Here is a 14,318-nt window from a genome sequence, read left to right as displayed (position 1 = left end):
GGCATGTGACGTCGTCAATCTGCCGCCCTGTACAGCGTGAGGAATCCACATCATGAACGCGAACCATCCTGAACGCCGGGGCAGCGCCTGGGCGCCGGTCATTACTCCCTTTACATCGTCGCTGAGCGTGGATACGCCGAGGCTGATCGACCACTGTCGTTGGCTCCAGTCCCACGGTGTGGGGCTGGCGGTGTTTGGCACCAACTCCGAGGCCAACTCCCTGAGTGTCACCGAGAAGCGCGACCTTTTAAGCCGTCTGGAGCGAGCCGGGCTGAATCCGGCGCGGATGATGCCTGGTACAGGCCACTGCGCCATCGATGACAGTGTGGCGCTGACCCGTGATGCGGTGCAGATGGGGGCCGCTGGGGTGCTGATGTTGCCTCCGTTCTACTACAAGGGCGTCAGTGATGAAGGGCTGTTTCGTTACTACGCCGAGGTCATCGAGCGGGTCGGCGATTCCCGCTTGAAGGTGTTCCTCTACCATATTCCGCCGGTGGCGCAGGTCCCGCTGTCGCTGGGGTTGATCGAACGTCTGCGTGATGCCTTCCCACAGACCGTGGTTGGCATCAAGGACAGCGGTGGGGACTGGGCTCATACCCTGAACCTGATCGAGCGCTTTGCCGCTGACGGCTTCGAGGTGTATGCGGGCAGCGAACGTTTCCTGCTCGATACCTTGCGGGCAGGGGGAGCCGGCTGCATCAGTGCCACGGCCAACGTCAACCCCGCGGCCATCGCAGCGCTTGCCGGTGCGTGGCAAGACGCCGACGCCGACCAGCGTCAGGCTGGCCTCAACCAGGTGCGTGATCTGTTCGAAAGCTACCCGGTGATTCCCGCCATGAAGGCCGCCAAGGCGAGCTTCTCGGGTGTCGACGACTGGCACCGGCTGCGGCCGCCGCTGGTCGAGCTGGATAGCCAGCGCCGGCAGTCCTTGCTGGCAGCGCTCGAGGCTCAGGGGTTCAGCATGCCGGACAGCGAACGTGTGTCTCACTAACAGGATGCGTGAAGGAGGGCATCAACATGGCAAGCACGATGGCACGTACTATGTCACGTACTATGGCACAACACGACCTCAGGATTGTGGCCCTGCGCAGATTGAGCGAGGCGCACCTGGCCGCGCTGCAGGCGGTGGCCCAGGTCGACTACTTTGATGAGCTGCATGACGGCAATCGTGCCGAGTATGACGCCGCGCTGGCCAGGGCCCATGGCCTGATTGGCGGCAAGCTGGAGCTGGATGACGCTGCACTCGAGCGCGCACCGCATCTGAAGGTGGTGTCGACCATTTCGGTGGGTTACGACAACCTGCCGCTGGCGGCGATGAATCGTCGCGGTATCCTGCTGTGCAACACGCCGGATGTGCTGACGGAAACCACCGCGGATACAGCGTTCGCCCTGATCATGGCCACCCAACGGCGGCTGGTGGAGCTGTCCTGCATGGTGCGCGAGGGGCGCTGGCAGAACCATGTTGGCCCCCATCATTTCGGCCATGACGTGCACGGTAAGGTGCTGGGCATTGTTGGCGCCGGCCGTATCGGGGCGGCCATCGCCAGGCGCGCCGCGCTGGGGTTCAACATGCCGGTCCTGTATGCCGCCTCCACCCCCAAGCCGTCTCTGGAGCAGCAGCTGGGGGCCGAGCGTTGCTCGCTGGACGAGCTGCTGGCGCGTGCCGAGATCGTCTGCTTGAGCGTCCCGTATCGGGAGGACACCCACCACCTGATCGACGCCGACGCGCTGGCGCGCATGCAGCCATCGGCCGCCTTGATCAATGTGGCCAGGGGCAAGGTGGTGGACGAGCAGGCGTTGATCGATGCGCTGCAGCGTGGCGTGATTCGCGCGGCTGGGCTGGATGTGTTTGAACAGGAGCCGCTGAACCCCGACTCACCCCTATGCCGAATGGACAATGTGGTGGTGTTGCCGCACATTGGCTCGGCGACCCATGAGACGCGTGCCGCCATGGCTGGGCGCGCGGTCGCCAATCTGATCAATGCTCTGACGGGACGCGGAGAGGTGGACGCGGTCAATGGCGGTGTCCTGGCCGACGACCCTCGGTGAACAACAAGGAAGGGAGAGAGCGAATGAAGCGGTGTCTCGATGACATCTACAGCCTTGATGACTTCGAGCGGGTGGCCCGTCGTCACTTGCCGCGTCCGCTGTTTGGCTATGTGGCCAGCGTCGCGGAAGAGGGCGCCACGGCGCGTGCCAGTCGCGAGGCCTTCGATCGTTATCAGTGGCTGCCGCGAGCGCTGGTGAATGTCTCGACGACCTCCACCGAAGTGGAGTTGCTGGGACAGCGCTATGCCCAGCCCTTCGGGATTGCCCCGATGGGCATCAGTGCCCTGACTGCCTATCAGGGTGACCGGGTGCTGGCCGATGAAGCCCGCCGAGCAGGGATTCCGATGATTGTCAGCGGCTCGTCCCTGATTCCCATGGAAGCGCTCGCCGAGTCACACGGTGCCGAGTGGTTCCAGGCCTATCTGCCAGGCACCCTGGAAGGCATCGACGCCTTGCTAGAGCGGGTCATACAGGCGGGCTATACCCGTCTGGTGGTCACGGTGGACTATGCGGTGCCGCCCAATCCTGAAAACCACCGCAGAGCGGGCTTCTCCAGCCCCTTGAAGCCCAGTGTCAGGCTCGCCTGGGATGGGGTGACGCGGCCTCGCTGGCTGTTCGGCACCTTCCTGCGAACGCTGTATCGCCATGGCGTGCCTCACTTTGAAAACAACTTTGCCACCCGTGGCGTACCGGTACTGGCCAAGCATGCGGCCCGTGATTTTGCCGGGCGTCGTCATCTCGACTGGTCGACCCTGGAGCACGTGCGCTCGCGCTTCCCGGGCAAGCTGGTGGTCAAGGGGATTCTGCATCCCGATGATGCGCGTCGGGCGCGGGACATCGGTGCCGACGGGCTGATCGTTTCCAATCACGGAGGACGCCAGCTGGATGCCACGGTGGCGCCTCTGACCATGCTTCCTGAAGTGCTCGAGGCGACCGAGGGCGCTATCCCGGTCATGATCGATGGCAGCTTTCGGCGCGGTGGCCAGGTGCTGAAAGCACTGGCGCTGGGGGCTGACTTTGTCTTTATCGGCCGCCCCTACAACTACGCCGCCAGCGTCGCAGGACATGCTGGTGTGGCCCACGCCACACGCCTGTTGAGCGAGGAAATCGAGCGCAACATGGCGCTGCTCGGCATCACCCGGCTCGACCAGCTGGGGCTCCACTCATTGAGAAAGAGCGGCTGAGGGGAGAGAGGTCATGTGCTCCTCGGCAAGACCGGACGATTGGGAGCGGTGACGAGGTAGCGGGATAGCCACAGCGAGTTAGCGATAGCAAACGATAGACACAGGGCGCTCGAGCGAGCGCCCTGTGTCGTTCTGCACGCCGCTCTCACCACGGAAGCGCTGAATACATGTGTCGAGCGCATTTATGCGGTGTTTCCCTACGTCTCTAGAAAGCGAGGTTCTGGAGAACAGGGTTCTGGAAAGCAGGGCTCTGGAAAGCAGGGCGCTGGGGCCGCGTAGGGATCCTTGCCGTCAGGCGCCGTGATAGCCATCTCGTTCCGGCTCATCCTCGCTTGCTGCGTCAGCGCCTGGCGGCAGCGCAGCGACCCAGGCCATGGCGGCGTCCCGCTCCTTGTGTGAAAAGGTGCGGATCTCGATCTTCTTCACCAGCCGATCTTCCAGATGGGCGACGTGCTTGATCCACTCCTTGTCGGTGATCACGGCGGCGCGATGATAGTGGTCGAGCTCCCCAATCTGCGTCAGCCCGTAGCCAAGGTCTCGCAGCAGCGCGGTCAGCGTCATCCAACGCAGGTCATCAAGCTCGGCCACCATGCTGACCTTGGGGCAGCGCTTCTTGGCGGCTTCGATGAGGTCGATGGCCTGCTGCAGTTCCTGAGCGGTCACGGTGCCACCAGCACGGATGGCCACCACATGATCAGCGGGATGTGGAATCTGCTCGAGCATCGGAAATCTCCTTGTCGGGGGACGGTGGGGGCGCGTCGCCAGATCGCGGGAGCAAACCTGGAGCACCATGTTCAGCATAGTCGCTGCTGGCCGCGACGGGCGCTGCGCGGGCTTACGTTGGAAAGGCCTGACGTTGTACCTGTAAGGCCCCTTGGTCGGTTGGCGACGACGATGGAGCAGGGCGAAGGCCTCTTGCCTCGCCTTCATCATCATGCAAACGAGGGTGGCCTTTATGCAAGCTCGGGCAACGAGTGTTCACGGCGGCAACAGGGGGTGGTGGGCGAGTTGGGCGTTGGCGCTCGGGTTGGCCGGGACGATCGGCTGGACGGCTCCCGCCCAGGCCGCTGAGTCCCACGCCGCGTCTCCCAGGGTGATCGAGCTGACCCAGGTGGGCTGTCAATTCCTGGAAAGCGAAAACGGCACCCACCATGGTGTCCAACCGCGCAGCAAGGCTGACTGCGAGGCCTTTAATGATGAGACGGGCGAGGCACGTCTGGCCGCGTCCAAGGTGATCCACCTGACCCCCGGCGACTACGTCTTTCGGGTCAAGAACGAAGGTGTCCCCTACGAACTGGGCTTCTGGCTGCGCGGGGATGGGCTGGTCAACCGTGCGCGTCTGCCCAGCGTATCAGGGGGCGGGTTGGCCGCCGGACAGACCAAGGATTTTGCCATCAGCCTGGAGCCCGGTGAGTACGTCTATTCCTGCCCGCTTAACCCGACCCTGGACTACACCCTGGTCGTTGAAGGCTGAGCCTGTTTTCAGCACCCAGCCAGGCCGCCGACGGGACCACAGAGAATGGCCTAGCCAGACGGCGAAAAACTGAACCACACCGATACCCGACAGATACCCGCTGTGTCATTTCGGCACGGCGGGTGTTGACGCATCCAGCATGCAAGGTTTCCCGTCTAGGCTCTCAGCATGGCGTGTAACGCGTCAGGAATGGAGAGTCGAATGATGCCAAAGGTCGAACCCCGCCCACCGGAGCCGCGTATCGGGCTGATTACCCTCGGGGTGCAATCGCTTGATCGTGCCATCGAGTTTTATCAGCACGGACTATGTTGGCCACGTCTAGAGGAGGATGACGCCAAGATCGCTTTCTTCACCCTGCAAGGCACGTGGCTGGCCCTCTATGGCTGGAACGCGCTTGCCGAGGATGTGATGGTCAATGCCGGTGGCGAGGGCTTTCGTGGCGTGACCCTGGCCTATATGGCTCGCGATGTTGATGAAGTGAATGCGGTGCTGGCCCAGGCCAAAGCCGCGGGAGGCACGCTGCTCAAACCGGGTCAACAGGTGTTCTGGGGAGGCTACTCGGGCTACTTTGCCGACCCCGATGGACACCTCTGGGAAGTGGCCCACCATCCCTCCTTCTGGCCAGGCCCATCCGGCAGACCTGGTCCGTGAATTGATCTCGGTCGCCATCCTGGCAGATATCTAAAATGCTGTTTTTGGCACAGTTTTGAAGGTGGTATCTAGGGGGAGGGGCGCTGCCGGAACTGCTCAGCTGCGATCGGCCGCACCCCTCCTTGTCGCCATTTCTAACTATCGAGGGAGTCGATCATGAGCGCTGTGCTGGTGCTGATTCTGGGGCTCGTGGCGATGGCACTCGGGTACTTTGTGTACTCGAAGTTCATCGCCGAGAAGGTCTTCAAACTATCCAAGGAATTCGTGACACCCGCTCATGAGTTTGAGGATGGCGTCGATTTTGTGCCCACCAATCGCTATGTGCTGTGGGGCCATCACTTCACTTCGGTGGCAGGTGCGGCGCCGATCGTCGGGCCGGCCATTGCCGTTATCTGGGGGTGGGTGCCCGCCTTTCTGTGGGTCATCTTCGGCACCATTTTCTTTGCCGGCGTGCACGATGCCGGCGCTATCTGGGCCAGCGTGCGCAACAAGGCCAAGTCGGTGGGGGCTCTCACCGGTGAGGTGGTGGGCACTCGGGCCCGCAGTATCTTCATGATCGTCATCTTTCTGCTGCTGTTGATGGTCAACGCGGTGTTCGGCGTGGTCATCGCCGGCCTGCTGATGAAGTTCTCCTCCGCTGTGATTCCTGTGTGGGGGGCCATCGTCGTGGCGTTGATCATCGGTCAGTTGATCTATCGCCGGATCATCGGTCTGGGGCTGGTGTCACTGATTGGGGTGATCGCGCTCTACGCGCTGATCGGTATTGGGCCTGCGGTGCCGATCCAGATGCCCGCCGAAGTGGGAGTGATGTCCGGCCAGGCGGTATGGATTCTGCTGCTGTTCGCCTACGCGGCTATCGCTTCATTGCTGCCGGTGTGGATGCTGCTGCAGCCCCGGGACTACATCAATGGACTGCAGCTGTTTATCGGCCTGATTATCCTCTACGGCGCCATCGCGTTGCTCAACCCTGCCATCGTGGTGCCTGGCTTCAACGCCGATGTGCCTGCCGGGACGCCGTCCCTGTTCCCGCTGTTGTTCGTCACCATCGCCTGCGGCGCGATCTCCGGCTTCCATGGTCTGGTGTCCTCCGGCACGACCTCCAAGCAAATCAATCGCGAAACCGATGCGCGTTTCGTCGGCTACTTCGGTGCCGTCGGCGAGGGCATGCTGGCGCTGGGCTCGATTCTTGCCGCCACTGCGGGTTTTGCCACCTTGGGAGACTGGCAGGCCATGTACGACGCCTTCGGCAAGGGTGGGGTCAACGCCTTCGTCGAAGGGGGCGCGTTCATCATCCACAACGGCATTGGCCTGCCTGAGGCTACCGCCGCGACCCTGCTGACTGTGATGGCGGCGCTATTTGCCGGCACCACCATGGATACCGGTCTGCGTCTGCAACGCTACATCTTCCAGGAGTGGGGCGAGATCTATCATATCGAGTGGATGAAGAAGCCGGCCATTGCCACCTTGCTGGCGGTGCTGTCCTGCCTGGTACTGGCCTTCGGCGCCGGTGCCGATGGCTCTGGCGGCTTGATCATCTGGCCGCTGTTTGGCACCACCAACCAGTTGCTGGCGGGCCTGACCCTGCTGGTGATCACGGTGATGCTGATGCGCAGAAAGCGTCCGGTGTGGTACACCCTGCTGCCGCTGGTGTTCCTGCTGGTGGTGACCGTGCTGGCGCTGCTGGCGCAGCTGAAGAGCTTCTATGAAGTGGGCAACTACTTCTTGCTGGGACTCGATATCGTGGTGCTGATCGCCTCGGTGCTAGTCGCCATGGAGTGCGCTTCGGCACTGATTCGTCTGCGTCGCGAAGTCAGCGAGGAGGCGCCGTGAGCGATCATGATGATCGCTCGGTGCAGTGGCGCCGCATGCTCGCATCGGCGCGCCACTTCACCGAAGAGTGGTACTCGGCGCCGTATCGCGGCGCCATCGCCCGGGCTCGTCGTGACGAGGACGACCTGTTCATGTTGCTGGTGTTCTCGGAACTGATGGGTATGCCCAATCCAGTGGGCTATTACACCCTGGAGTTGCAGCCTTTGCTGATGGAGCGATTCCACGACTGGCACCGTCGCATGGGCATGGAACACTCTCCGCTGGATGATTTTCGCTGCTGCTGAGCGCCTCCACGAGCTGTGGAATGATGAGAAAAAGGAAGGACCATGAAGGATCTGCTCAACCGCCGCCGACTGTGGGTCGGCGGCAAGGGCGGCGTCGGCAAGACCTCGATAGCAGCGGCCCTGGCGGTGCTGGCAGCACGGCGGGGCAAGCGGGTGCTGGTGGCATCCACCGACCCGGCCCATAGCCTTGGCGATGTATTTGCCAGCGAACTGGATGATACGCCAAGGCGTCTGTTGCCCGGTCTTGATGCCATGGAGATCGACCCGGAGCGCGAGGTGGAGGCACATCTGTCTCGGGTCACCGCCCAGATGCGCCGCTACGCCGCGCCGGCCATGATGGATGAACTTGAGCGCCAGATGCGCCTCTCGCGGCAGTCCCCTGGCACACAGGAGGCTGCTCTGCTGGAGCGGCTGTCACGGTTGATGGTTGACGATGACTTGCCCTACGACCTGGTGCTGTTCGACACCGCGCCCACTGGCCATACGTTGCGGCTATTGAGCCTGCCCGAAGCCATGGCCGCCTGGACCGACGGCCTGCTGGCCCATAGCCGCAAGTCCGAGCGGCTGGGCAAGGTGCTGGCCCATCTGACGCCTGGCTCCCGGCGCGACCTGGCTTCGCCCTTCGAGGAAGAGGGGGGCGACGCGAATCATGACCCGCGCACCCGGGATATCGCCGAGACCTTGCTCGCCCGGCGCCGTTTGTTCCACCAGGCCAGGCGGCGGATTCAGGACCCCGAGCACAATGGCTTCCTGTTCGTGCTGACCCCGGAGCGCCTGCCGATCCTGGAGACCGCACGGGCGGTGTCGTCATTGGAAGACGCCGCGATTCCGGTAGCCGCGACCCTGGTCAACCGGGTGCTGCCGGAAGAGGCCGATGGCGCTTTCCTGGCATCCCGGCGCGCTCAGGAGCAGAGCTACCTGAGCCGCATCGATGAGACCTTTGCCCACTTGCCGCGTCCCCGGGTGCCTTGGTTGCCCACTGATATCCAGGGTGTCGATGCCCTGGAGCGTCTGGCCAGCTGTCTTGAGCAAGCGGGCCTGTGACGTTCTGCTTCAGTGGGCTTCCGGCGACTGTTCCATTTCGCGCTCCAGCTTGCGCGCCACATCCCCGGGAGACCCGGTGCGCCGTGCCATCAGGTCGTAGGCCACCGGTACCACGAACAGCGTAAAGAAAGTGGCGGCGGCGACGCCGGTGAAGATCACCGTGCCGATGACCATTCGGGTCTCGGCACCGGCGCCGCTGGACAGGATCAGGGGTACGCTGCCGGCGATGGTGGTCACCGAGGTCATCACGATGGGCCGCAGGCGAGTCATGGCGGCTCGCATCAGCGCTTCACGGAAGGCGATGCCTTCATCTCTCAACTGATTGGCGAATTCGACGATCAGGATACCGTTCTTGGCCGCCAGCCCCACCAGCATGACCAGCCCTACCTGACTGTAGATATTGAGGGACTGTCCCGTCAGCCACAGCCCGAGCAGGGCGCCGCCGATGGCCAGCGGTACCGTCAGCATGATCACCAGGGGGTGGATAAAGCTCTCGAACTGGGCCGCCAGGACCAGGAACACCACCAGCGTTCCGAGCACCAGCAGGAAAGTGGTCGCGCCCGTGGACTCCCGATAGTCACGGGCCGCCCCTTTGACGTCGGTCTGTACGCCCGCTGGCAGCACCTCGTTGACGGCATTTTCGAGATAGTCGAGGGCCTCGCCCATGGAGTAACCGTCGGCCAGGTCGGCCTGAAGCGTCACCGCACGCAGCCGGTTGTAGCGATTGAGCTGGCTGGGGCCGGCGAAGGCTTCCACGGTAACCAGACTTGAGAGCGGAATCAGCTCGCCGCTGCGATCGGAGCGCACCCGCACGTTGTCCAGTGAACTGGGCGTTGGATTGGAGCCGCGTTCACCCTCGAGGATAACGTCGTACTCCTCGCCCTGATCGGTGAAACGGGTCACTGTGCGCCCGCCGAGCAGGGTCTCCAGGGTGCGGCCAATCTCGCTGACGGTGACGCCAAGGTCCGCCGCCCGGGTGTAGTCGATATTGACGTTGAGCTGGGGCTGATTCTCCTCGTAGTCACTTTCCAGGTTGAGCAGGTTGGGGTTGGTCTGGCGGATATGGTCCATCAATGCATCGCGCCAGGTGGCCAGCTGCTCATAGCTGCCGCCGCCTAGCACGAACTGCAGGCCCTGTTCGGTACCCCCACCGAAGCCTTGGCGCATGACCGGGAAGGCACGAATGCCCGGCAGTTCTGCCAGGGATTGGCGAACTTCATTCATGATCGGCCAGGCGGGGCGTCGTTCGGCCCAGTCCGACAGGCCAACGATGCTGAAGCCGGAATTGAAATTCTCGGTATTGCCGCGGCCCTGGGGGGCGATGATCAACACGCGCTCGACCTCGCCGGATTCGCGCAGCGGGAGCAGTCGGGCCTCCACCTCGTCCATGTAGTCCTCCATATAGGAGAAGGTGGCGCCAGGGGGACCGCTGATGATGACGAAGAAAGTGCCGCGGTCCTCTCTGGGCGTGTACTCGGCGGGTAGCTGGGGGTAGAGCCAGGCGATGCCGGCGAGCATGGCGACGAAACAGGCCACCACCAGCCAGCGTGCTTTCAGGACCGCCTCGAGGCAGCGCCGATAGACCCCCTGGGCACGCTGCAAGCCTTGATCGACAAGGTGAGCCAGGCGCCCTTCGTGGAGACTCGATGACAGGATCTTGGAGGCCATCATCGGTGTCAGGGTCAGCGCCAGCAGGGTGGAAATGGCCACCGCCGCCGACAGAGTCAGGGCAAATTCGGTGAACAGCTTGCCGACGTCTCCCTGGATGAAGCTCAGCGGCACAAATACGGTGATCAGCACCAGGCTGGTGGCAATCACCGCAAAGGCCAGCTGGCGGGCGCCGCGGAAGGCAGCCACCAAGGGCGTTTCGCCATATAGGTGCATGCGCCTGTGGATGTTCTCGAGCACTACGATGGCGTCGTCCACCACCAGGCCGATGGCCAGCACCAGGGCGAGCAACGTCAGCAGGTTGATGGTAAAGCCCATGGCGGCCAGGGCCGCAAAGGTGCCGATCAGGGTGACCGGCACGGTGACCGCAGGGACCAGGGTGGTGCGCAGGTTGCCAAGAAACACGAAGATCGCCACCACCACCAGGCCAATGGCGATCAACAGGGTACTGACCACCTCGCGGATGGCACCGGAAACGAAGGTCGAGGCGTCATAGTTGAGCGACAGACTCATGCCATCGGGCAGGCGAGGGGAGAGGCGCTCCATCTCGGCGCGCACGGCACTGGACAGGGCCATGACGTTGGCGGTGGACTGCTTGACCATGCCGAGCCCCACCACCGTGTTGCCGTTGCCGCGAAACAGCGAGCGCTCCTCGACGGTGCCAAGCTCTACCCGGGCGACATCGGACAGCCTGACCAGGTAGCCGCCTTCGCCGCGGTCCAGTACCAGCGCACGGAAGTCTTCCGGGGTCGAGAAGCTGCGCGGCAGGCGTACCATGAACTGGCGGTCCTGGGATTCCACCGCGCCCCCGGGCAGCTCCACGTTCTCTGCCCGCAGGGCCGACTCCACGTCGCTGACGGTCAGCCCGCGGGCGGCCAGGGCATCGTTGTCGAGCCACACCCGCATGGCGTATTCCTTGGCGCCGCCGACGAACACCCCCGAAACGCCTTCCTGGACCGAAAAGCTGTCCACCAGATAGCGTTCGGCGTAGTCGGTCAGCTCTGCCGTGGTGTAGCCCTCGCCGGACAGCATCAGCCACATCACCACCTCGGAGCTGGTGTCTTCCTTGCGCACCTCCGGTGGGTCGGCTTCATCGGGCAAGTTGTCGGCGGCGCCAGAGATCCGGTCGCGCATGTCGTTGGCGGCGGCGTCGATATCGGTGGACAGGCTGAACTCGACGTTGATGTTCGAATTGCCGTCAGTAGACGTAGAGGAAATGACCTCGATCCCGGCGATGCCGGCGATACGCTCCTCCAGTACTTGGGTGATGCGGGTCTCGACCACATCGGCTGAGGCGCCAGGGTAAGCGGTGCGAATGCTGACGATGGGCGGGTCGATGGTGGGATATTCCTGCAGCGGCAGGCGGGTCAGGGCAAGCAGGCCAAAGGCGACAATCAGCGCGGCCATGACGGTGGCCAGCACCGGTCGCTGGACGGACACATCGGACAGGCGCATCAGCGGTCGCCCTCCTGGCGCTGCTCAAGCAGGATGTCGCTGACGCTGGTGGTCTCGTCCTCGATGCCGATCAGCTCGACCCGGGAAGCCTCGTGCAGTCGATCGTTGCCGTGGGTCACGACCAGCTCTCCAGCCTCGAGTCCGTCGATGACCTCGACGTCGCCCTCGCGGCGAGAGCCGACTTCGATATCTCGCTGCACCACGTCGCTGTCCTCCCTTGAGGGCAACACCCAGACCCGCTGGCGCTGGCCTTCGGGGACCAGGGCCGACTCGGGAATGACCAGCGCCTGGCGGGGGCTTCGGGCAATGGTCACACGCATCAGCATTCCTGGTCGCAGCAGTCGTTCGTCGTTGTCGAGCAGAGCCCGCACGGTGATGCTGCGACTCACCGGGTCCACTCGAGAATCGATGGTGGCGATCTCGCCCTCGAATACACGCTCTGGATAGGCGGCGGTCGTCGCGGACAGACTAAGACCACGCGATAGCGAACCCAGCTGCACCTCAGGAACGTCGAAGTCGAGCTTCATGCGCGAGATGTCGTCGAGGGTGGTCAGCTCGGTGCCCGGCGTGACCAGGGTACCCACGCTGATATCGCGTACCCCGACCACGCCGTCGAAGGGCGCGCGGACGCGGTAGTTGTCGAGCATGGCTTCGAACCCGGCGATGGTGGCATCCACCTGCTGCAGCTGGGCACGACTGTCTTCTACATCGGCTCGCGGCGCCAGGTTGCGGCTTTGCAGTTGGGCGAACCGGTTGACTGCGTTCTGGCGCTCGGTACGCAAGGCCTGGGCCTCGCGCAGGGCCGCACGCTCTTCGGTATCGGATAGCTCCACCAGAATATCGCCCTGGCTGACTTCTTCACCGCCCTCGAAATTGATCGCCGACACCGTGTCCGTCACCGTGGCCGATAGGGTGACACTCTCATTGGCGGACAGCGTGCCCAGAGATTCCAGCGGGTCTGACCAGTCGTCTAGCACCACCTCTGCAGCGATGATCGGGGTCGGCGGTGGTCCTTGGGGTGTGGTTCCGGGGGCCTGCTGAGCGTGGGAGGGGGTAGCAAACAGAGCGAGCGCCGGGAGCAGGGCGTTGGCCCATGCCAGGCAGCCTTTCCGGTGCCGTGATGCAGTTTTCGGCAAGAAAGGTGACCGTGGTAAGCGTAGTGGCATGGTAATCGTCCTGATAAACATGGGCGAAGCAGCGGCGTCGACACCCGGCAGCCCTTCGGCGGAGCGTGACAACGAAACGGGTGGGTCACCTTGAGTGACAGAATGTCCGAGTATAGCGACAGCATGCCGGAGACATGGCGTTGATAGCCCGAGCCTGGTGCACTTGCACATTGTTTTCGCAAGTCGTTCGCCGGATAACAACAGAGCGTTGCACACGCCCGTTTCACCCGCGAGACGGCAGAGCGTGACGTCAGGGCGTCGAAGCTGGGCGATTCATGGCGCACTGTTTGCTAGTATTGGCGGCTTTGTCAGGGTGTGGGGAGCAGTCGTATGAAGGTGGATGTGGTCATCATTGGCGCGGGTGCCGCGGGGTTAATGTGTGCGCTCACGGCCGGCTACGCCGGTCGCTCGGTCATGGTGATCGATCACGCCAACAAGCCGGGCAAGAAGATCCTGATGTCAGGCGGCGGCCGCTGCAACTTCACCAATATGGCGACCTCCGCTGCCAACTTCTTTTCCGCGAACCCGCACTTTTGCATTTCGGCCCTCAAGCGCTATCGCCCCGACCATTTTGTCGAGCTGGTAGAGCGGCATGGTCTGGAGTACGTAGAAAAGGCCCCCGGTCAGCTGTTCTGCGCCGACTCCGCCAAGGATCTGCTCAACGTGCTGTTGACCGAGTGTGACTGGGCCGGTGTCGAGCTGTGCTTGAAGACCCGCGTCGAGCGCATCGAACGCCAGGGGGAAGGCATGCGCCTGACGACCTCGGCCGGTCGCATCGAGGCGGGAGCCGTGGTCATCGCCACAGGAGGCCTGTCGATTCCGACCATGGGTGCCAGTGGCTTTGGCTACGATATTGCCCGCCAGTTTGGGCTTGAGGTCACCGAGACTCGGGCGGCCCTGGTGCCGTTCACCCTGACATCGCAATGGAAGGAGCGGGCTTCGGCGCTGTCGGGTCTGTCGACGGATGTCGTCGCCCGCTGTCGCGGTGGCGAGTACCGCGAGCCGCTGCTGTTCACCCATCGCGGGCTGTCGGGCCCTGCCATGCTGCAGATATCAAGCTATTGGCAGCCCGGCGATGACCTAGAGATTGACCTGCTCCCCGGTGAAGACGCCTTTGAGGCGCTGTGTATCGCCCGCCGAGAGACGCCGAAGCGGCGCTTGTCGACCTGGCTGTCCGAGCGCTACCCGAAGCGCCTGGCTCAGGCGCTGGTGGAGTGGCACGGGGATGATGGCGTGCTGGCCGAGCGTTCCAACGCAAGCCTCGCGTCCTGGGCCGAATCCCTCAACCGCTGGCGCATCAAGCCCGCCGGCACTGAAGGCTGGCGCACAGCGGAAGTGACCATGGGGGGCGTGGCGGTCGACGCCATCTCCTCGAAGACCTTCGAGGTCCAGGGCCTGCCGCAGCTGCGCTTTATCGGTGAGGTCCTGGATGTGACCGGCGAGCTTGGCGGCTACAACTTCCAGTGGGCATGGGCCAGTGCCGTCGCCTGCGGGCAGTCGCTGTAACTCGCCG

At 63.5% G+C, this 14,318-nt stretch carries 12 protein-coding genes; 9 read left to right on the top strand and 3 right to left on the bottom strand.

Going from position 1 to position 14,318, the window contains the following annotated elements:
• Positions 1–52 precede the first annotated feature (52 nt).
• From KUV86_RS16470 to KUV86_RS16460, 3 genes are read left to right on the top strand one after another with little or no spacing between them, the layout of a single operon-like run.
• Positions 53–991, top strand: coding sequence for a dihydrodipicolinate synthase family protein (locus KUV86_RS16470; protein ID WP_222238081.1), 939 nt, complete (start codon positions 53–55; stop codon positions 989–991).
• Positions 992–1,017: 26 nt separating this feature from the next.
• Complete coding sequence (locus KUV86_RS16465; RefSeq protein ID WP_261397676.1) at positions 1,018–2,049, top strand: 2-hydroxyacid dehydrogenase; 1,032 nt, start codon at positions 1,018–1,020, stop codon at positions 2,047–2,049.
• Positions 2,050–2,072: 23 nt separating this feature from the next.
• Positions 2,073–3,233 (top strand): alpha-hydroxy acid oxidase, encoded by a 1,161-nt coding sequence (locus tag KUV86_RS16460; RefSeq protein WP_222485640.1) that lies wholly within the window; start codon positions 2,073–2,075, stop codon positions 3,231–3,233.
• A gap of 291 nt (positions 3,234–3,524) precedes the next feature.
• Here the strand turns inward: KUV86_RS16460 and KUV86_RS16455 are convergent, their stop codons facing one another.
• Entirely contained in the window at positions 3,525–3,956 is a 432-nt protein-coding gene (locus tag KUV86_RS16455) for an STAS/SEC14 domain-containing protein (protein ID WP_206936909.1), read from the bottom strand.
• A gap of 232 nt (positions 3,957–4,188) precedes the next feature.
• On the opposite strand from KUV86_RS16455, the gene KUV86_RS16450 reads away from it, so the two are divergent.
• The 5 genes from KUV86_RS16450 to KUV86_RS16430 all read left to right on the top strand — a co-directional run bounded on the left by KUV86_RS16450 (position 4,189) and on the right by KUV86_RS16430 (position 8,516).
• Entirely contained in the window at positions 4,189–4,707 is a 519-nt protein-coding gene (locus KUV86_RS16450) for a hypothetical protein (RefSeq protein ID WP_222485638.1), read from the top strand.
• Between the two features lie 201 nt (positions 4,708–4,908).
• Positions 4,909–5,358: a VOC family protein gene (locus tag KUV86_RS16445; protein WP_261397675.1), complete on the top strand. Its 450-nt coding sequence runs from the start codon at positions 4,909–4,911 to the stop codon at positions 5,356–5,358.
• Between the two features lie 156 nt (positions 5,359–5,514).
• Positions 5,515–7,188: a carbon starvation protein A gene (locus KUV86_RS16440; protein ID WP_222485636.1), complete on the top strand. Its 1,674-nt coding sequence runs from the start codon at positions 5,515–5,517 to the stop codon at positions 7,186–7,188.
• Positions 7,189–7,223: 35 nt separating this feature from the next.
• Positions 7,224–7,472 (top strand): cory-CC-star protein, encoded by a 249-nt coding sequence (locus KUV86_RS16435; protein WP_222485717.1) that lies wholly within the window; start codon positions 7,224–7,226, stop codon positions 7,470–7,472.
• Positions 7,473–7,514: 42 nt separating this feature from the next.
• A complete protein-coding gene (locus tag KUV86_RS16430) occupies positions 7,515–8,516 on the top strand; it encodes an ArsA family ATPase (RefSeq protein WP_222485634.1) in 1,002 nt (333 codons plus the stop codon).
• Positions 8,517–8,525: 9 nt separating this feature from the next.
• Here the strand turns inward: KUV86_RS16430 and KUV86_RS16425 are convergent, their stop codons facing one another.
• Both KUV86_RS16425 and KUV86_RS16420 read right to left on the bottom strand, forming a co-directional pair.
• On the bottom strand, positions 8,526–11,639 hold the full coding sequence (locus KUV86_RS16425; protein ID WP_222485632.1) for an efflux RND transporter permease subunit: 3,114 nt from the start codon (positions 11,637–11,639) through the stop codon (positions 8,526–8,528).
• Positions 11,639–12,805: an efflux RND transporter periplasmic adaptor subunit gene (locus KUV86_RS16420; RefSeq protein WP_222162938.1), complete on the bottom strand. Its 1,167-nt coding sequence runs from the start codon at positions 12,803–12,805 to the stop codon at positions 11,639–11,641. The genes KUV86_RS16425 and KUV86_RS16420 overlap by 1 nt, the downstream gene beginning before the upstream one ends.
• Before the next feature lie 330 nt (positions 12,806–13,135).
• On the opposite strand from KUV86_RS16420, the gene KUV86_RS16415 reads away from it, so the two are divergent.
• Complete coding sequence (locus tag KUV86_RS16415; protein WP_222162939.1) at positions 13,136–14,311, top strand: NAD(P)/FAD-dependent oxidoreductase; 1,176 nt, start codon at positions 13,136–13,138, stop codon at positions 14,309–14,311.
• Positions 14,312–14,318: the final 7 nt, after the last annotated feature.

It is taken from the genome of Halomonas sp. DP8Y7-3 (genome assembly GCF_019801675.1).
Taxonomy (GTDB): Bacteria; Pseudomonadota; Gammaproteobacteria; order Pseudomonadales; family Halomonadaceae; genus Halomonas; species Halomonas litopenaei_A.
This window is presented reverse-complemented; position numbering and strand designations above follow the sequence as displayed.